An 18,825-nucleotide genomic window follows, 5' to 3' on the forward strand; every position below is an offset into this window, starting at 1 on the left:
GGGCCCGGACATCCTGCTCGCCGGGCCCCCTTCCATCAACCATCAACTATTGACCATCCACCCGGTCCCCGTCGCCTTCGGGAATGCTGGCAAACTCGCCGCGCCGGGCGGCGCGTTTGTCCTGTTCGGCGTTCTCGGCCGTTTCGTAGGCCTTGATGATGCGGCCCACCAGCGGGTGACGGACGACGTCCACCTCGGTGAACTCGTGCCAGGCGATGCCGTCGATGGAACTCAGGACGCGCTTGGCGACCGCCAGTCCGCTCGTGATGTGGCGCGGCAGGTCGATCTGCGTCACGTCGCCGGTCACGACGACCTTGCTGGAAAAGCCCATGCGGGTCAGGAACATCTTCATCTGCTCGCCCGTGGTGTTCTGCGCCTCGTCCAGAATGATGAACGCGTCGTTCAGGGTGCGGCCGCGCATGAACGCCAGGGGCGCGATCTCGATCACGCCGCTCGTCAGGTACGACTCGAACTTCTCCTGGTCCAGCATGTCCTGCAGCGCGTCGTACAGCGGGCGCAGGTACGGGTCGATCTTGGCCTGCAGGTCGCCGGGCAGGAAGCCCAGCTTCTCGCCTGCCTCGACGGCCGGGCGGGTCAGGATGATGCGCTTGACCTTCTTGGCTTTCAGCGCCTGCACGGCCATGGCGACCGCCATGTACGTCTTGCCGGTCCCGGCCGGGCCGACCCCGAAGGTGATGTCGCTGCGTTCGATGCTCTCCAGGTACAGTTTCTGCCCCGGCGTCTTGGGTTTCAGGCCGCGCGGCAGGCTCAGGCCCGTCACCTGCGTCTCGGCGGCCAAGCTGCGGCCCTCGCCGCTCAGGCGGGCGGAGCGCAGCAGACTGTCCGGCGTGAGTTCCCCGCCGCCGCGCACCACGTCCAGCGCGTCGCGGACCATCCGCTCGGCGCCCTGCACGTCGGCCTCGTCGCCGGTGATGGTGATCGTCTCACCGCGCGCCACCAGTTTCGCTTTCGTCAGTTCGCGCATGCGGCGCAGGTTGGCGTCCCCGGCACCCAGCAGCGAGTAGGCCTCGCGCTGGTTCTCGATCTGGATGGTGGCAGTCGTCGGGCCGGTCGTGGTCTGGGCCGTCGCGGCCTGAACGGGCAGACCGGACTCGTTGTTGGGCTGTGTCAAGTGTTCTCCAGTCGCGCGGCGTGGCGCACCCTCCCCCCGGTACGGGCAGGGGAGGGAAGGGGTCGGATGGTCATCTGGATGCCCACATTCTGTGCAGGAACCCGCCGGGCCGGCGTGTCCGGCAGCACATTCTGCCCCGAACGTGAAGGCCGCGTCAGCCTGATGTCCCTCCGGCGGGTTCCGGCCGAGGTGGGTCATACGGACTCCGTTTGTTTCGCTGACAATCCGGAACGTCACCGGATTGCCAACTCCACGCCCGGAACCCGCTTGGCTCCCACTCTGCGGAGCAGCTCTACGAGTCGATTTGCTCGGATTGAACGGTTTTGGCAAACCATCCAATCGGAGTCCGTACCAGATGCTCTAAACTGACCGGGTGAGTCTGCCGGACGGAACCCCTGCCCCCCGCGCCTTCCTGTTCGCCGATCCGGCCGCGCATTCCCTGTCGCCGCAGATGCACCGCGCGGCTTTCGCGCACGCCGGTCTGCCCGGAACGTACGAGGCGCGGCGCGTCCCGCCAGCCGATCTGGCGGCGGCCATCGCGGGGTTGCGGGTGCCCGGCGTGCTGGGCGCGAACCTGAGCCTCCCGCACAAGGAGGCGGCCCTGCCGCTGCTCGACAGCCTGAGCGGCGCGGCGCAGGCGGTCGGGGCCGTGAACACCATCGTTCACCGGAACGGCCGGCTGCACGGCGACAACACCGACTCGCCGGGCCTGCGCGACGCCCTGTCCGACGCCGGGTATAGCTGGGAGCAGGGGGCCGAGGTGATCGTGCTGGGCGCCGGGGGGGCCGCCCGCGCCGCCGTACACGCCCTGATCTGCGGCGAGCAGAACGTGACGGTCGTGAACCGCACCCTGGAACGCGCGCAGGCCATCGCCGCCGACTGGCACGTCCCGGACGCCGACTTTCAGGTGACGGCCCTGCCCGCTCACGCGGCCCCGTGGGAGTCGGCGGCGCTCGTCGTGAACGCCAGCAGCGCCGGCCTGAACGACCCGGACCAGACGCCGCTGGACGCCGCGTTCCTGACCCGCCTGCCCATCGAGGCACTGGTGTACGACATGGTGTACAGACCCGCCGAGACCCGCCTGATGCGCGAGGCCCGCGCGGCCGGTCTGAGCGCCGAGAACGGCCTGGGCATGCTGGCCCACCAGGCCCGGCTGGCCTTCCGGGCCTGGACCGGCGCGGACGTACCGGTCAGTGTGTTCCTGCGCGCCCTGACCCTCCCGGCCGGCCAGCCGGAGCAGGGCACCTGATGGCGCGGCGCGTTCTGGGACAGCGCGCCCCCGTCACGGTCATGATCCTGATCGCGGCCCTCACGCTGGCGGCCGCGCTGGTCGTGAACGCCTTCGTGCGCGAGCAGCAGCGCAGCCGCTTCGAGCGGGAGGCGACCGTGTACGTGCAGGCGCTGCGTGACCGCCTGTCGGTGTACGAGCGCCTGCTGTACACCACCCGCGCCTCCTGGCAGGCGCAGGGGCCCACGCGGGACGAGGCGACCTTCGCGCGCTTCGTGGACGGCATCGACCTCGCCAGCCGCTACCCCGGCGTGCAGGCCGTCGGGTTCGGGCAGCTGGTCCCGACCGCGCAGACCGCCGCGTTCGAGCGGCAGCTGCGCCGAAGCGTCGGCTTTCCCGTGCAGGTGAAGCCCGTGACCGGGCAGGCCGAACGGGCCGTCATCTCGCTGATCGCGCCGCTGAACAGCGTGAACCGGGGCGCGCTGGGCTTCGACCTGAACAGCGAACCCGCCCGCCGCGCGGCCCTGCAGGGCGCCCGGCAGAGCGGGGCGGCCCAGGCGACCACCCTGCTGCGGCTGGTGCAGACCGACGAGACCGGCGAGCCCCTGCGCGGGTTCCTGATCATGCTGCCCGTGTGGAACGATCCCGACACCCGCGACCTGCGCGGCTACCTGTACCTGGCTGTGCGCGCCGACCAGTTCCTGCAGGACCTCGCGCCCCCCCAGTTCGGGTCGCCGCTGCGGGCGCAGGTGCTGCTGAACGGCGAGGCGCTGCGCGGCAACCCCGCCGACCTGAACGGCCTGAACTTCCGCTACGCCACCCGCCTCAACGTGGCCGGGCAGCCGTGGACCATGGAGTTCGGCGCGGACAGCGCCTTCGCCCGTGATTTCGGGGCCGCCATTCCGCTGCTGCTGGTGCTGCTGGGCCTGGGAACGTCCGGTATGGCCTTCCTGCTCGTGCAGGCGCAGGTGGACGCCCGCACCCGCGCCGAACGCCTGAACGTCTCGCTCGCCGAGGCCCGCGTCCGGCAGGAGCAGGCCCGCGCGGAGTTCGAGGCGATCTTCCAGTCCATGCAGGACGCCGCCGCCTTCACCGACGACGACGGCCGCATCCGCATGGTCAACCGCGCCCTGACCGAGCAGTTCCGCTCGGACCCGGACGCCCTGAACGGCCGCCTGCTGGGCGCGCTGCACCTCGACCGCCGCCTGGACAACCGCCCGACCTTCCAGGCGCTGACCACGTCCTTCGAACGCCTGGACGGCAGCGTCTTCCAGGGCGAGGCGCAGCGCGGCGAGGTGCGCGGCCAGAGCGGCGAACTGCTGGGCCTGCTGGAAGTCGTGCGTGACGTCACGGACCGCGTCGAGGCCGAACGGGCCGTGCAGGCCGGTGAACGCCGCTCGCGCGGGGTACTGGACGCCATCGCGCACATGATCAGCGTGGGGCGCCCGGACGGCACCGTCACCTTCACGAACCGGCAGTTCGGGGTCCGCCTGGGCCGCGCCGGCCTGAGCGGCCACCTCGACCCGGTCGGCCGCGCCACCTACGGCCAGATGTGGCGCGAGGCCACCGAGAGCGGCGAGGGCGCGCAGTGCGAGGTGCAGCTGCACCTGCCCGGCGGGCCGCGCTGGGTGGTCGTGAAGGTCGTGCCGCTGCGCGACGACCGCGGCGAGATCAGCGAGTGGGTGACGAGCGCCACCGACATTCACGACCGCGTGACCGCCGAACGGCTCGCGCAGCGCAACGAGGAACGCTACCGCGGCGTGATCGAGGGCATGCCGCAGATCGTGTGGCTGACCGATCCGGCCGGGCAGCCCGTGTACTTCAACCGCCGCTGGAGCGAATTCGTCGGCGAGGACCACGCGCACGGCGGGTTCCTGAATCTGCTGCACCCGGAAGACCGCGCCGACTACCAGCGCCGCTGGGCCGACGCGCTGCGCTCGGCGCGGCCCTTCGAATCCGAGCACCGCCTGCGCCGCCACGACGGCCAGTACCGTACCTTCGTCACGCGCGGCCTGCCGGTCCGGGACGCCACGGGCCGCGTGCTGGAATGGGTGGGCACCAGCACCGACGTGGACGACTCGGTGTACGCCGAGAACGCCGCGCGCCTGCTGGCCGACGTGACCGAGCAGCTCAACGCCCGCAGCGCCGAGGCCGCCCCGCTGCGGCACGACCGTTACCGCGCCGCGCTGGCCCTGCTGCCCAGCCGCTTCGCGGACAGCGCGGCCCTCTGGAGCGTGCATCCCACCAGTCTGCTCGCGGCGTCCTCGCCGGGCGCCACCTGGCACGCCGCCGCCTTCCAGGTCGTGGCGGCGCAGGCCATCGAACAGGTGCTGGCCAGCGAGGACCCGGTGTTCATCGATTCGGACCCGGCGCTGCACCGCGTGAGTGCCACGGGCGCGCTGTTCTACCCGCTGGTCGGGCGGGACGGGGCGCTCGTGGGCGTGCTGGGCCTGCTGTACCGCCAGGCTCTCACGAACCGCGATCAGGATCTCGCGCAGGACCTCGCGCAGCGCTTCGCCTCGGCGCTGGGCAACGACCGCCTTCAGGAACGCGTGAACGCCGCGCAGGCCGACCTGTACGCCCTGAACCAGTCGCTGGAGGAGCGCGTGCAGCGCCGCACCCTGGAACTCGAGGCGGCCAACCGGGAACTCGAGGCCTTCAGTTACAGCGTCAGCCACGACCTGCGCACGCCGCTGCGGCACATCGTGGGGTTCGGCGAACTGCTCCAGAAGGAAACGGGCGAACAGCTGAGCGGCAAGGGCCAGCGTTACCTGAAAGTCATCACGGACTCGGCCGGGCGCATGAGTCAGCTGATCGACGACCTGCTGGCCTTCTCGCGCATGGGCCGTCAGGAACTGCGGCGCGTGCCCGTCAGCCTGCGCCCGCTGATCGAGGCGAGCTGGCGCGGCCTGGAACCCGACCGGGCCGGGCGCACCGTCACGCTGCACCTGCCCGGCGACCTGCCGACCGTCCCGGCCGACGAGGGGCTTCTTGGTCTGGTCTTCACGAACCTGCTGAGCAACGCCATCAAGTACTCGCGCGGACGCCCCGACGCCAGCGTGTGGATCAGCGCCGAGCAACATGAGGATTCCGTGACCGTGACCGTCCGCGACAACGGCGTGGGGTTCGATCCGCGTTACGTGGATAAACTGTTCGGTGTGTTTCAGCGTCTACACCGCGCCGATGAGTTCGAGGGCATCGGCATAGGCCTCGCCAACGTGCGAAGAATCGTCACGCGTCACGGAGGACAGGTGAGTGCCGACGCCGTACCCGGCGAGGGCGCCACCTTCACCGTCACCCTGCCCACCACCCCGGAGGACCTGTGATACGGATTCCGTTTGTTTCGCCGACAATCCGGAACTTCACCGGATTGCCAGCTCCACGTCCGGAACCCGTTTCTCTCCTGCTCGCATCCGCTCGGATTGAACGGGCTTTACAGCCCATTCAATCGGAGTCCGTATGACCCACCCCGCCACCCAGGGCGTCCCCGGAGAGGGCGAAGCCCTGAGAATCCTGCACCTGGAAGACAGCGAACTCGACCACGAACTCGTGACCATGCACGTCGAGACTGACCTGCCCTGGTCGGTCGAGATCACCCGCGTCGAGGACGAGCCAGGGTTCCTGCACGCCCTGAGCAGCGCGCCCCCGCACCTGATCCTCAGCGACTTCGCGCTGCCCAGCTACGACGGCCTGAGCGCCTACCGCGCCGCGCACCAGCGTCTGCCGAAGGTGCCGTTCATCATCGTGACCGGCGCGATGGGCGAGGAGACCGCCGTGGACACCCTGCGCGAGGGCGTCACCGACTACATCCTCAAGCAGCGCCTCGAGCGGCTGGCCCCCAGCATCCGCCGCGCCATCGCCGAGGTCGAATCCCGCATCCGCCGCGAACGCGCCGAGCAGGAGATCCGGCAGCTGAACGCCTCGCTCCAGGCCCGTCTGGAGGAGGTCGAGCGGCTGCGCAACACCGCCGAACGCCAGAGCCAGCGCCTGGAAATCCAGGCCCGGCAGCTCGAGGAAGCCCTGAACCTCCAGAAGACCTTCCTGGCCGAAACCAGTCACGAACTCCGCACCCCCCTGACCGCCCTGCACGGCTACCTGCGCCGCGCCGAACGCGAGGCCGGCGGCAGCCAGACCCTGCTCGACGCGCAGCGCGTCGCGGAGAACATGACCCGCCTCGTGAACGACCTGCTGCAACTCTCGCGCGGGGAACTCGTGCAGAGCATCGAGATGCACTTCATGAACCTCGGGCAGCTGCTGCGGCAGGTGGGCCGCGACTACGGCGTGAACGCCCCGGACGGCGTGTACGAGATCGTCGGCGACCCCGGCCGCCTGAACCAGGTGTTCATCAACCTCGTCACCAACGCCATCCGCGTGACCGGCAGCCCCGACAAGGTCTGGCTGGAGATCGTGCCCCGCCCCGGCGAACTGGAGGTGCGGGTCGTGGACCGTGGTCCCGGCGTGCCGGACGCCGTCAAACCCCGCATCTTCGACAAGTTCTACCGTGGCAAGGAGGCCGGGTCGGCCGGCCTGGGCCTGACCATCGCGCAGCAGGTCGTCACCGCGCACGGCGGCACCATCGACGTGGTCGACACGCCGGGTGGCGGCGCGACCTTCCGCGTGCGCCTGCCGCTGCCCGAGGAGGACGAGGAGACCGGCGGCGACCTCGAACCGTCCATCGATCCGGACGACGTGACCCCAGACGACGTGACCCCAGACGACGGGACCGCAGATGCCCGGACAGGCTGACAGTCAGGGACGGCCCGGCGCGCTACCGTGGGCAACATGAAAAAGACCCTGAACGTCACCTGGCTCGGAGAACAGCGGTACCTGGGCGTCAGCGAGAGCGGCCACCAGCTGCTGATCGACAACAGCCCCACCAAGGTGGGCGTCTCGCCCATGGAGGCCCTGCTGGGCGCGCTGGCCACCTGCACCGCCTACGACGTGGTCGAGATCATGAAAAAGCGCCGCACGCCGCTCGCCACCTACCGCATCGAGGTCGAGGGTGAACGCGCCGACACCGACCCGAAACGCTACACGCACATCACGGTCTGTCACATCGCCAGCGGTGAGGGCGTCACCGACGAGGCCCTCGGCAGGGCCGCGCACCTCAGTCACGAGAAGTACTGCTCGGTCGCCGCGACCCTGAACAGCGAGATCACCGTCGAAACCCGCGTGGAGTAACCCGCAACAGAAGAGAGGCCGGAGCAACTGCTTTCCGGCCTCTGCTTCTGTGGGTCAGGGTTGCTGGGCGCTGCGGCCGGGCGTGCCGGCGTCCGCCCTGGCTGCGGCGGCGGCCCGCTGCGCCCGGACCTTGTACACCCGGTGCATCTCCTCAAGTTCGCCCGTGCAGGGCTGCTGCGCGCTGAGCGGCAGGGCGCTGCCCTTCTCGTCCAGGGTCACGCACCAGCGGGCCGCGAACATCTTCTTCACGGCCTTCAGCGCCGGACCCGAGCCCTCGCCGCCGTTCTGGAAGAACGCCACGACCGCGAAGTTCGGGCTGGACAGCGGCCCGTACCCCTCGTACCACGCGTGCGTGTACGCGTACCCGCCCCGGCGGCTCAGGCCGTTCTCGGCGGTGCCGGTCTTCCCGCCGGTCCGGACCGGGAACAGTTCCGGGCCGACCTCGTGGCGGGACGTGCCGGTGGGGATGCTGGTCGTCCAGGTCATGCCTTCCTTGACCAGATCGAAGGCGGCGGTGTTGCCGTTGCGGACCACGTTCACGGCCGGTTTGCGCGGGACCGGCGTGCCGTCCACGGCCTTCAGCACTGTCAGGGGACGCTTCTGCCCGCCGCCGATGATGGTGGACATCACGGACACGACCTGCGCCGGCGTGACCAGCACGTCGCCCTGACCGATACTCATGTTCAGCGCGAAGCCCGGATACCACGGCGCGTTCGGGTTGGTGTAGTCGTCCGCGTCGAGCAGCATCCCGGTCTTCTCGCCCACGAGTTCCAGGCCGGTGGGGGCGTTGTAGCCCAGTTCGGTCAGGCGGGACTTGAGCTGCCGCGAGTAGGCTTCGGTCCCGGCGCGCGCCGCCGAATCGTAGTACCAGGGGTTGCACGAGAACGCCACGGCCTTGCGGCCGTCCACCGGCCCCAGCCCGTACCCCGCCCAGTTGCGGAACGCGGCCCGCCCGAAGTAGTACGTGGGCGCGCAGTTCATGGTGAAGTTCCCCCACTTCTCCACGTACATCAGGGTCGTGGCGATCTTGAACACGCTGCCCGGGTTGTACGCCTGCACCACGCGGTTGGAGGTCACGGCGTCCAGCTCGGCCAGCGGCCGGTTCGGGTCGATCGCCCAGTTCTTGGCGGCCGGATCCGGGCTCGGCACCCGCGAGAACCAGTTCGGGTCGTACGCGGGACTGCTCGCCATGGCCAGCACCTCGTTCGTGCGCGGGTCGATGGCGATCACCGCGCCGCGCGTGTACGGCTCGGCGGGCTTGCCGAACTTCGCGCGGCCGGCGTTCACGTCCTTCAGGCCCTCGCGCAGCGCCTGCTCGGCGGTGCGTTGCAGGGACGACTCGATGGTCAGGGTCACGTCCTGCCCCTTCTGGCCCGGCGTGATGACGCGCTCGGTCTGCGGTTTGCCGCCCGCCGTGACCTCGCGGCGTTTCAGGCCGTTCTTGCCCTGCAGGGTGTCTTGCAGGCTGTACTCCAGCCCGCTGCGGCCCACCAGATCGCCCAGGGTGTACCCGTCCTCCTCGACCTGCTTCTCGCTGGCTTCCTGCACGTACCCGAGCAGGTGCCCGGCCATCTTGCCCTGCGGGTACACCCGCTCCAGGCGTTCGCGCAGTTCGAGGCTGGGGACCAGCACCGTGTACTCGTAGATCGCCGAGAGTTTCTCCTGCGGGATGTTCCGCGCCAGGACCGTCTCGGCCTCCCGCTGCCGGTCCGGTTCGCGCGGCTGTCCGTTCTCCAGCACGTCGGGCTTGATGCCTGCGAGGTACACGATCTTGTCCCAGGAGGGAATCGCCTGCTCCGGATCGGTCGGGTCGCGGCGGCCCGTGTATACCAGGTCCACCGCGAGGCGGTTCGTGGCGAGCAGCACGCCGTCACGGGTGCGGATCTCGCCGCGCAGCGCCGGGATGACCTCGTCACGCTGGTAGTTGCTGGCCGAACGCACCGCGTACTGATCGTGCTGCACGACCTGCAACTGGTACAGCCGGCCGCCCAGCGCCAGCAGGCCCAGGCTGAAGGCCAGCGCCGTCCAGCGGACCCGCGCCGCTCCCTCGTGCGCGGCGCGCGCCGGACGTGCCCGCCCGCGCGCACCCGCCCGGCGCCGCAGCCGGTCCTGGCGGTCCATGGCCTCTCCGGCGCGGCTCACGCGAGGTGCTCCTCGGGGCCGCTGCGCGAACCGAAGGCCCACGCCACGACCCGCTCCCACAGCGGGTACAGCACCAGCGTGCCCGCGAACACCAGCGGCACCGTGGTCCGCAGCAGGTCGGCCGTGATCAGGTCCGCGCGCAGCCAGTAGTTCAGGATCAGGAACGCCAGCCACTCGCCCACGACGGCCATCAGGACCGTCAGCAGCATCTGGAACACGCCGCTGTCGGCCACGTAACGCCGCACCAGCAGGGTCAGCAGCGCGCCCCCCGCCACGCCCGCCGCGTGCAGGCCCAGCGCCCCGCTGCCCAGCAGGTCCTGCCCCAGCCCCACCCCGTACGCGGCCAGCACCGCCCAGGGGGGCGGCAGTCGCCACACCAGCGCCGCGCCGGTCAGCAGGAACAGGTCCGGCGCGGGAATGCCCGCCGCGTCCGACAGGCGCGACAGCAGGCCCTGCGCCGCGATCAGCAGCGCGGCGTACACGATCAGTTTGACCCAGCGCAGCGGCCCGCGCGGGACAGGATAGGCGTTTCTCACAGGCCCTCCAGCAGCGTGACGTCCTCGATCACGCCCACGTCCACGCTGGGTTTCACGATGACGGTGCGGCTGATGTCGTTCGGGCCGAGCGGCAGCACCTTCTCGACCGTCCCGACCCGGATCCCGACCGGGAACACCCCACCCAGACTGTTCGTGACGAGCACGTCCCCGACCTTGATCGGCACGCTGCGTGAGAACTCGGCGCGCAGCCGGTCCGGCGGCACGCCCCGCGCCAGTCCGCGCCCGCCCCGGTTGCCCTGCAGGGTCACGCCCACGCTGCTTTCCGGGTCGACCAGCGCCACGACCGTGGACCGCTGCTCGGAGACGCTGGTGATCTGACCGACCAGCCCGGCCGGAACGGTGACCGGCATCCGCAGCCGCACGCCGTCCGCCGAGCCACGGTTCAGGTCCAGCCGCGCCAGCAGCGGACTGGGATCCACCGCGATCACCTGCGCGATCCCCAGTGCGTTCGGGGCCTGCGTGGTCGTGATGTTCATGACCTGCCGCAGCCGCGAGACCTCGCGGCGCAGCAGTTCGTTCTGCTGGCGCAGCGTGTCGTTCTGCTTGCCGAGCGTGCTCACCTGACGGGACAGTTCCCGCTCGTGTACCAGGGTCACGTAGGCGCGGCGCACGTTGTCGGCCGCCACGACCGACGCCTGCGTGATGGGCGCCGTCCCGGCCCGCCACGACGAGGGAGCCACCACCTGAAACCGCGTGGTGACCATGCTGAGAAACAGCAGGCCCAGCGTGACGAACAGGAGTTTCCGGCCCTCGCTCACGCCCCGGCGACCCCCACGGGCCGGTCGGCACCGCGCACGCTGCCCCACACCGGCACGCCCGCGCCGCGCAGCAGCCGGATCACGACCGACAGCGGAAAGCCCACCACGTTCGAATACTCGCCGTCCAGACGCTCGACCAGCGCCATCCCCAGGCCCTGGATGCCGTACCCGCCGGCCTTGTCCAGCCCCTCGCCCGTCGCGGCGTAATGCGCGATCTCGGCGTCGTCCAGCGCGCGGAAGGTCACGCGGGTGCGGGCCACCTCGACCGACTCGGCCGCGCCGTGCAGGGCCGCCACACCGGTATACACGTCATGCGTGCGGCCCGACAGCCGGCGCAGGAACGCCTCGTTCTCGGCGGCCGTGGCCGGCTTGGCCAGCAGGTCCGCGCCCACGGCGACCACCGTGTCGGCCGCCAGCACCACCGCGTCCGGGTGCGCGCGCGCCACCGAGCGGCCCTTGAGCAGCGCCAGCTCCGCTGCCAGCGCGTGCGGGTCCGTCTGGGTGCTGTCCTCGTCCTCGCCGCTGACGATCACCTCGAAGGTCACGCCCAGCCCGCCCAGCAGCTCACGCCGCCGGGGACTGCCGGACGCCAGCACCACCCGCGGCGCGGTGAGGTCCGCGCCGCCTGAAACGCCCGTCATTAGTACCCCTCGCCGCTCTGCTCGCCCGCCACCAGCGCCACGCCGCCCGACGTGCCCAGGCGCGTGGCCCCGGCCTCGATCATGTCCAGCGCGTCCTGGGCGCTGCGCACGCCGCCCGCCGCCTTGATCTGCGCGCGGCCCGCGATGACCTGCGCCATCAGGCGAACGTCGTCCAGGGTCGCGCCGCCCGTGCCGAAGCCCGTGCTGGTCTTCACGAAGTCCGCGCCGCCCAGCACGGCCGCCTCGGTCGCGCCGCGCTTCTGCTCCTCGTTCAGGTAGCAGGTCTCGATGATCACCTTCAGCACCGAGTCCGGAATGGCGCGGCGCACCGCGCGCACGTCGGCCTGCACAGCGTCCCAGTCGTTCGCCAGCGCCGCGCCGATGTGAATCACCATGTCCACCTCGTCCGCACCCGCCTCGACGCTCAGGCGGGCCTCCACAGCCTTCTGGTCCGGGCTGACGGCCCCCAGCGGGAACCCGCACACGGTCGCGACCTTCACGCCGCTGCCTTCCAGTTCGGCTTTCGCCAGCGGGATGAATACCGGATTGATGCACACGGCGTAGAACGAATGCTCACGGGCCTCGGCGCACAGTTTCTGAATATCGCCAGCGGTGGCGGTGGGTTTAAGCAGGGTATGGTCAATGTACGGCGCAAGCTTCACCCCCCCAGCATACGCAGACAAGGGTAAGAAGATTGAACGTCCGGCGCTGGTTGCCCGCTGCGGGGCCGCGCACGCTACCCTGGGAACGCCATGACCGACCAACCCACCCCGCCGCAGGCCGGCCAGCCGTTCCCCGCCTTCGCCCTGCCCGACGCCCAGGGCCGCACCCACACCCTGACCGACTACGCCGGGCAGTACGTGGTGCTGTACGTGTACCCCAAGGACGACACGCCCGGCTGCACGAAAGAAGCCTGCGACTTCCGTGACAACGCCGCCCTGAAGGCCCTGGGGGCCGCCGTGCTGGGCGTCAGCGCCGACGACGCCGGCAGCCACGCCCGCTTCGCCGAGAAGTACTCGCTGCCCTTCCCGCTGCTCAGCGACGACGGCGCGGCCTTCCTGCGCCAGGTCGGGTCGTACGGCACCAAGAACATGTACGGCAAGGTCACCGAGGGCATCAAACGCCAGACGTTCCTGATCGCCCCGGACGGCACCCTGGTGAAATCCTGGCTGGCCGTGAAAGTCGACGGGCACGCCGACCACGTGGCCGCCGCCATCGAGAAACACCGCGCGCAGGAGAACGCGTGAGCGCCGACCTGCACGCCCCCGACCTGGAGGCCCTGAAAAAGGAGGCCGCCATTCGCGCCGTCGCCCTGGTCGGCAGCGGCATGCGCGTGGGCCTGGGCACCGGCAGCACCGCCAAGTACGCCATCGAGGAAATCGGCCGCCGACTGGCCGCCGGTGAACTGAGCGGCGTGACCGGCGTCGCCACCAGCGAGGCCAGTGACGCCCTGGCCCGGCAGGTCGGCATTCCCGTCGAGGCGCTCGACCCGCGCCCGCTGGACATCGCCATCGACGGCGCCGACGAGATCGACCCGGCCCTGAACCTGATCAAGGGCCTGGGCGGCGCACTGCTGCGCGAGAAACTCACCGAGGTGCAGGCCCGGCAACTCGTGATCATCGCCGACCACACCAAACTCGTGACCCGTATCGGTGAGAAGGCCCCGCTGCCCATCGAGATCGCCCGCTTCGGCTTCCTGAGCACCATCGAACGCCTGCGCGCCGTACTGCCCGCCGGCCGCCTGCGCCAGAACGGCGCGCAACCCTACGTGACCGACAACGGCAACCTGATCTTCGACGCACAGATCCCCGAAGGGCACGACATCCACGCGCTCGAACGGCAGCTGAAAGGCACCCTCGGCGTCATCGACACCGGCCTGTTCCTGGGCATGGCGCAGGTGGCGTTCGTCGCCGCGCCCGGCGGCGTGCAGGAACTCCGCCCGCAGTAACGGCGGTCACCCGCAGGAGGGAGGCCCCGGACTTCAGTTGCCGGGGCCTCCCTCCCTGCCATGTGTCCCTGCCGCGAACGGGGGAGAGCCGCGCCCCCCCAGCTCCCCGGATCAGCCCAGGCGGGCCAGTTGCGCGTCGAACGTCGCCCCGTCCCGGGTGGGCAGGTCGCAGGTGCGGTTCACGCACACGAAGCCCAGGCCGCCGCCGGGCCGGGCCTCCAGCACCGGCAGGTCACCGCCCGCCCCCGTGAAGGCCAGCGCCGTGAACGGCAGCGCGTGCCGGGCCGCGACCGCCTCCAGCGGCGCCCGCTCCGGCGGCGTGCCGATGATGGCGACCTCGGTGTGCGGGGCGTGCAGGAACGCGGCGGCCTGCCACAGTCCCCCGAAGCCCCCGGTGGCGGCCAGCATGTCGCCCCGGAAGCTCTGAACGGTGCGCCGGGCCGTGTCCTCGGCGCCCGGCAGCGCGAAGTAGCGGTCCATCCACAGGGCCAGTAGCGCCCCGGCGGCGTTGTCGCTGATCACGGCGCTGTCGAAGCCCTGCGCCTGCCGGGTCAGCAGCGCTTCGGCCTGCCCGCCGGACGCCATGAACACGCCCGCCTCGTCGTTCCAGAAGTCCCGCTGCGTGACCTGCCACAACTCGCGCGCCCAGTGCAGGTGCGCCGGGTCGCCGCCCGCCTGGAACAGCGCGACCAGCCCCAGCGCGTACAGCGCGTGATCCTCCAGCAGGCCCTCCACGCGAGCCTGGGCGCCGCTCCAGACGTGCCGCAGCGTGCCGTCCGGCCGCCGCAGGTGCGCGCGCACGAAGTCGGCGTTGCGGCGCGCGACCTCCAGGTACGCGGGTTCGCGCAGGATCCGTGCGGCGTCCGCGAAGGCCGCCAGCGCCAGCCCGTTCCAGGAGGTCAGGACCTTGTCGTCCGTGCCGGGCTGCGTCCGCGCCTGCCGCGCCGTCAGCAGCCGCGCCTTCAGGCCGTCCAGGCGGGCCTGCACGTCCTCTTCCGGCTGGCCCAGCCCGGCCGCCAGATCCGGCACGGGCAGCGCCACGAACGGCACGGAACGCCGACCGTACGCGCGCTGGTGCGGGTCCTCGAAGTTGCCGGGGTCCGTGATGCCCAGGTGCCGCGCGATCAGCGCCGCGTCCTCCTCGTGGCCCGGCCCGCCGGCCGCCAGCGCGGCCTGCACCTCGGCGGGCGTCCAGGTGAACGTCAGGCCCTCCACGCCGCCGTCCGGGGTGGGCGTGTCGGCGTCCTGGGCGCTGTAGAACCCGCCCTGCGGGGCGAGCATCTCGCGGCGCAGGTACTCCAGCGCGGCCCGCGCCGCCTGCGCGAACGCCCCGTCACCGCTCACCTGATAGGCGCGCAGCAGTGTGCGGGTCAGCTGCGCGTTGTCGTACAGCATCTTCTCGAAGTGCGGCACCCGCCACGCGTCGTCCACGCTGTAGCGGTGAAAGCCGCCGCCCAGCTGGTCGTGCAGGCCGCCCGAGAGCATCCGCCGCAGCGTGTGCAGCGCCATCAGACGCCCGTCCGGGCGGGTCAGCAGGAAATCCAGCGTGGTCGGCGCCGGGAATTTCGGCGCGCCGCCGAAGCCCCCCCGGTCCGCGTCGAAGGCGCGGCGCAGGTTCTCCACACCCCGCTCCAGCAACTCCGGCCCGAACGCCCCGTCGGACGGGCGGGGACGGGCGGCCTCGCGCACATGCTCGGTCAGCGCCTGCGCGTTCCCCAGCAGCTTGCCGCGTTCCTCACGCCACGCGCGCTCCACGCTGCCCATGACCCGCATGAAACTCGGCAGGCCGTGCCCGTCCTGCGGCGGGAAGTACGTCCCGGCGTAGAACGGCTCGCCCGACGCGGTCAGGAACACCGTCATGGGCCACCCGCCCTGCCCGGTCAGCGCCTGCGTGGCCGCCATGTACACCGCGTCCACGTCCGGACGTTCCTCGCGGTCCACCTTCACGTTCACGAAGTGCCGGTTCATGAACGCCGCCGTCGCCTCGTCCTCGAAACTCTCGTGCGCCATCACGTGACACCAGTGGCAGGTCGAGTACCCCACCGACAGCAGCACCGGCACGTCGCGCCGCGCCGCCTCCGCGAACGCCTCCTCGCCCCACGGCCACCAGTCCACCGGGTTGCCGGCGTGCTGCGCGAGGTACGGACTGCTTTCCTGGGCCAGTCGGTTCATGCTGCCCACCCTAGCGCCCCGGCCCGCACCGCCGGGCAAACATGAATGCCGCGCCGAGTAGACTTCACACCCGCCCGCGCCCGCGCAGGCCGCACACTGGGGCGCATGGCCCAGCCCTCCAGCGCGACCCCCGACCTGACCTCCTTTCAGAATCCCGTCCGGATTCGCGCGGGCTTCCGCCTGACCTTCGACGTTCCGTTCCCCACCCCCATGCTGTTCGTGGTGCAACCCGCCGACCGCCTGCACCCCACCGGCACCCGCCAGCGCATCGAGGATCAGCGGCCACTGGGGGCGGCGCAGGGCATCCACTCGTACACAGACACGCACGGCAACACCGTCTGGCGCGCCCTGGCGCCCGCCGGGACCTTCACGGTCGGGCACGACCTGATCGCGCTGATCAGCCGCAACCCGGACCCGACCCTGCCGACCCTACCGAAAACCCCGGTCGAGGCGCTGCCGGACGAGGTCCTCACGTACCTGCTGCCCAGCCGCTACGTGGACAGCGACCTGATCAGCGACGACGCCTGGGCGCGCTTCGGGCATATTCAGGGCGGCTGGGCGACCGTGCAGGCCATCAGCGACCACCTGTACGGCGCGTGCGTGTACGGCTCGGGCAGCACCAGCGCCACCACCGCCAGTCAGGCGCTCGCCAGCGGCCGCGCCGTGTGCCGGGACTTCGCGCACATGGGCGTCGCGTACTGCCGCGCCCTGAACATCCCCGCCCGGTACGTGTGCGGCTACCTGCCCGACATCGACATCAAACCCGATCCGGTCCCCATGGACTTCCACGCGTGGTTCGAGGCCTACCTGGACGGCCAGTGGCGTACCTTCGACGCCCGCCACAACCGGCCCCGCGCCGGACGGATCGTGATCGCGCAGGGCCGCGACGCCTCGGACGTCGCCTTCACCACCACCTTCGGAAACGCCCGCCTGACCAGCATGACCGTCTGGGCCGACGAGGCCCCGGACGGCATGACCCTGAACGACCCACCCAACCCGCGCGTGTTCTGATGCGGACTCCGAGTGAATGGCTTACAGAGCCGTTCAATCCGAGCGGATGCGACTCGTAGAGCTGCCCCGCAGAGCGGGAGAGAAACGGGTTCCGGGCGTGGAGTTGACCACCCGGTGATGTTCCGGGTTGTCAACGAAACAGACGGAATCCGTATGACACGGGGCAGGAGCCCGCACGGGGGCCGACCGCTGGTAAACTCCCAGGTTATGGACCTCAAGGCTCAACTCAAACAGGCGGTCGAGACGGCGGCCGCTGCACTCGGCGCGCCGCTCGACGTGGCGATTCAGGAAACCCCGGCCACCAAACCCGGCGATTACGGCACGCCCGCCGCGTTCCAGATTGCCAAGGCGATCGGCGGCAACCCCGCGCAGGTCGCGCAGCAGCTCGCGCAGACGGTCGTGCTGCCGCAGGGCATCAGCCGCGTGGAGGCCGCCGGGCCGTTCCTGAACTTCTTCGTGGACGTGGCCGCGTTCGTGCGCGGCGTCGTCGAGCAGCCCTTCGCCATGCCGGCCCTGAACGGCAAGGTCGTGATCGAGCACACCAGCGTCAACCCGAACAAGGAACTGCACGTCGGGCACCTGCGAAACGTGGTGCTGGGCGACTCCATGGCGCGCATCTTCCGCGCGGCCGGGCACACGGTCGAGGTGCAGAACTACATCGACGACACCGGCCGTCAGGCCGCCGAGAGCCTGTTCGCCGCCGCGCACTACGGCCTGACCTGGGACGGCATCCAGAAGTACGACCACTGGATGGGCGAAGGCTACGTGCGCCTGAACGCCGACCCCGCCAAGGCCGAACTGGAAGGCGGGATCACGGCGATCATGCACCGCCTGGAAGCCGGTGAACTGCGCGGCGAGGTCGAGAAGATCGTCCACGCGCACCTTCAGACCTGCTTCCGACTGGGCGCCCGCTACGACCTGCTGGCCTGGGAGTCCGACGTGGTCGGCAGCGGCTTCCTCGGGCACGGCCTGAACATCCTGGAGGGCAGCCCGTACACCAGCCACCCCACCGAGGGCAAGTTCGCCGGGGCGTTCGTGATGGACGTGTCCGCGTTCATGCCCAACCTGGAGGAATCGAACGTGGTGCTGCGCCGCACGGACGGCACCGCCATGTACGTCGCCAAGGACGTGGGCTACCAGTTCTGGAAGTTCGGGCTGTTCGAGGGCATGAAGTTCAAGCCGTTCACCACCGACCCCGAAGGCAACACCATCTGGACCAGCGCCCCAGACGGCCAGCCCGACACCGAAGGCCGCTTCGGGCACGCGCAGGAAGTCATCAACGTGATCGACTCCCGCCAGGAACACCCGCAGAAGATCGTCAAGGCGTCCCTGGGCGTGGCGGGCGAGACCGAGAAGGAAGCCCGCTCCATTCACCTGTCGTACGCCTTCGTGACCCTGGAAGGGCAGACCATCAGCGGCCGCAAGGGCGTGACCGTCAGCGCCGACGCCGCCATGGACGAGGCGCAGACCCGTGCCCTGGCGGCCCTCACGGAACTCAACCCGGCCCTCGCCGCCCGCGAGGACGCCGCCGAGATCGCCCGCCGCATCGGCATCGGCGCCATCCGCTTCGCCATGCTGAAGGCCGAACCCACCCGCAAGATCGACTTCCGCTGGGAGCAGGCCCTCGCCCTGAACGGCGACACCGCCCCCTACGTGCAGTACGCCGCCGTCCGCGCCGCGAACATCCTGCGCAAGGGTGCCGAGGCCGGGTACGCCACCGACGGCACCGGCGCGGCCTGGGACGCCCTGCCCGACATCGACCTCGCGCTCGCCAAGACGGTCGCCAAACTCCCGGAAGTCGTCGCGCAGAGTGTGCGCGCGCACTCCCCACACGTGGTCGCGCAGTACGCACTGGACCTCGCCACCGCCTTCAACGCCTGGTACAACGCCAGGGACAAGCAGGGCAAACCCGCCACGAACGTGCTGGCCAGCCCCGAGGGCCTGCGCGAAGCCCGCCTCGCCCTGGTGGCCCGCCTGCGCGTGGCCTTCGAGGAGACCCTGGCCCTGATCGGCATCGAGATTCCCGCCGCGATGTGACACGGACTCGGGTGGAAT

15 protein-coding genes are annotated in these 18,825 nt (G+C 70.7%); 8 read left to right on the plus strand and 7 right to left on the minus strand.

Annotated features, from left to right (window positions below):
• Positions 1-46: 46 nt before the first annotated feature.
• Positions 47-1,105, minus strand: coding sequence for a PhoH family protein (locus tag BXU09_RS13215; protein WP_078305025.1), 1,059 nt, complete (start codon positions 1,103-1,105; stop codon positions 47-49).
• Between the two features lie 400 nt (positions 1,106-1,505).
• Between BXU09_RS13215 and aroE the strand changes: the two genes are divergently transcribed.
• From aroE to BXU09_RS13235, 4 genes are all read left to right on the plus strand, one after another.
• Positions 1,506-2,381 carry a shikimate dehydrogenase gene (gene aroE / locus BXU09_RS13220; RefSeq protein WP_346417577.1) on the plus strand — a complete coding sequence of 292 codons (876 nt, stop codon included), beginning with the start codon at positions 1,506-1,508 and terminating at the stop codon, positions 2,379-2,381.
• Positions 2,381-5,686, plus strand: coding sequence for a CHASE domain-containing protein (locus BXU09_RS13225; protein WP_144012118.1), 3,306 nt, complete (start codon positions 2,381-2,383; stop codon positions 5,684-5,686). The genes aroE and BXU09_RS13225 overlap by 1 nt, the downstream gene beginning before the upstream one ends.
• Positions 5,687-5,819: 133 nt before the next feature.
• Entirely contained in the window at positions 5,820-7,106 is a 1,287-nt protein-coding gene (locus tag BXU09_RS13230; protein WP_078303858.1) for a hybrid sensor histidine kinase/response regulator, read from the plus strand.
• Between the two features lie 36 nt (positions 7,107-7,142).
• Entirely contained in the window at positions 7,143-7,541 is a 399-nt protein-coding gene (locus tag BXU09_RS13235; RefSeq protein WP_078305028.1) for an OsmC family protein, read from the plus strand.
• 54 nt (positions 7,542-7,595) lie between these two features.
• Here the strand turns inward: BXU09_RS13235 and BXU09_RS13240 are convergent, their stop codons facing one another.
• From BXU09_RS13240 to deoC, 5 genes are read right to left on the minus strand one after another with little or no spacing between them, the layout of a single operon-like run.
• The gene (locus BXU09_RS13240; RefSeq protein WP_240501242.1) at positions 7,596-9,683 is read right to left on the minus strand and encodes a penicillin-binding transpeptidase domain-containing protein; all 2,088 of its coding nucleotides are present in this window, start codon (positions 9,681-9,683) and stop codon (positions 7,596-7,598) included.
• Positions 9,680-10,219 (minus strand): Rod shape-determining protein MreD, encoded by a 540-nt coding sequence (locus BXU09_RS13245; RefSeq protein WP_078303865.1) that lies wholly within the window; start codon positions 10,217-10,219, stop codon positions 9,680-9,682. Before BXU09_RS13245 ends, BXU09_RS13240 begins: the two co-directional genes overlap by 4 nt.
• Positions 10,216-10,998: a rod shape-determining protein MreC gene (mreC, locus tag BXU09_RS13250; protein WP_078303869.1), complete on the minus strand. Its 783-nt coding sequence runs from the start codon at positions 10,996-10,998 to the stop codon at positions 10,216-10,218. Before mreC ends, BXU09_RS13245 begins: the two co-directional genes overlap by 4 nt.
• Positions 10,995-11,639 (minus strand): Maf family nucleotide pyrophosphatase, encoded by a 645-nt coding sequence (locus BXU09_RS13255; protein ID WP_078303871.1) that lies wholly within the window; start codon positions 11,637-11,639, stop codon positions 10,995-10,997. Before BXU09_RS13255 ends, mreC begins: the two co-directional genes overlap by 4 nt.
• Positions 11,639-12,301: a deoxyribose-phosphate aldolase gene (deoC, locus tag BXU09_RS13260; RefSeq protein ID WP_078303876.1), complete on the minus strand. Its 663-nt coding sequence runs from the start codon at positions 12,299-12,301 to the stop codon at positions 11,639-11,641. The genes BXU09_RS13255 and deoC overlap by 1 nt, the downstream gene beginning before the upstream one ends.
• 90 nt (positions 12,302-12,391) lie before the next feature.
• On the opposite strand from deoC, the gene BXU09_RS13265 reads away from it, so the two are divergent.
• Positions 12,392-12,886 (plus strand): peroxiredoxin, encoded by a 495-nt coding sequence (locus tag BXU09_RS13265; RefSeq protein WP_078303881.1) that lies wholly within the window; start codon positions 12,392-12,394, stop codon positions 12,884-12,886.
• Positions 12,883-13,587: a ribose 5-phosphate isomerase A gene (gene rpiA / locus BXU09_RS13270; protein WP_276205841.1), complete on the plus strand. Its 705-nt coding sequence runs from the start codon at positions 12,883-12,885 to the stop codon at positions 13,585-13,587. The genes BXU09_RS13265 and rpiA overlap by 4 nt, the downstream gene beginning before the upstream one ends.
• A 111-nt stretch (positions 13,588-13,698) precedes the next feature.
• Here the strand turns inward: rpiA and BXU09_RS13275 are convergent, their stop codons facing one another.
• On the minus strand, positions 13,699-15,759 hold the full coding sequence (locus tag BXU09_RS13275; RefSeq protein WP_078305030.1) for a thioredoxin domain-containing protein: 2,061 nt from the start codon (positions 15,757-15,759) through the stop codon (positions 13,699-13,701).
• A gap of 105 nt (positions 15,760-15,864) precedes the next feature.
• Between BXU09_RS13275 and BXU09_RS13280 the strand changes: the two genes are divergently transcribed.
• Entirely contained in the window at positions 15,865-16,770 is a 906-nt protein-coding gene (locus tag BXU09_RS13280) for a transglutaminase family protein (RefSeq protein WP_078303884.1), read from the plus strand.
• Between the two features lie 207 nt (positions 16,771-16,977).
• Positions 16,978-18,807: an arginine--tRNA ligase gene (locus BXU09_RS13285; protein WP_078303887.1), complete on the plus strand. Its 1,830-nt coding sequence runs from the start codon at positions 16,978-16,980 to the stop codon at positions 18,805-18,807.
• Positions 18,808-18,825 lie beyond the last annotated feature (18 nt).

The organism is Deinococcus sp. LM3 (assembly GCF_002017875.1).
Classification (GTDB): Bacteria; Deinococcota; Deinococci; order Deinococcales; family Deinococcaceae; genus Deinococcus.

Excerpts from the sequence above, each read along its gene's own strand:
- BXU09_RS13225 (WP_144012118.1), top strand. The coding sequence starts at position 2,381 with ATGGCGCGGCGCGTTCTGGGACAGCGCGCCCCCGTCACGGTCATGATC.
- BXU09_RS13230 (WP_078303858.1), top strand. The coding sequence starts at position 5,820 with ATGACCCACCCCGCCACCCAGGGCGTCCCCGGAGAGGGCGAAGCCCTG.
- BXU09_RS13235 (WP_078305028.1), top strand. The coding sequence starts at position 7,143 with ATGAAAAAGACCCTGAACGTCACCTGGCTCGGAGAACAGCGGTACCTG.
- BXU09_RS13255 (WP_078303871.1), bottom strand. The coding sequence starts at position 11,639 with ATGACGGGCGTTTCAGGCGGCGCGGACCTCACCGCGCCGCGGGTGGTG.
- BXU09_RS13265 (WP_078303881.1), top strand. The coding sequence starts at position 12,392 with ATGACCGACCAACCCACCCCGCCGCAGGCCGGCCAGCCGTTCCCCGCC.
- BXU09_RS13275 (WP_078305030.1), bottom strand. The coding sequence starts at position 15,759 with ATGAACCGACTGGCCCAGGAAAGCAGTCCGTACCTCGCGCAGCACGCC.
- BXU09_RS13280 (WP_078303884.1), top strand. The coding sequence starts at position 15,865 with ATGGCCCAGCCCTCCAGCGCGACCCCCGACCTGACCTCCTTTCAGAAT.
- BXU09_RS13285 (WP_078303887.1), top strand. The coding sequence starts at position 16,978 with ATGGACCTCAAGGCTCAACTCAAACAGGCGGTCGAGACGGCGGCCGCT.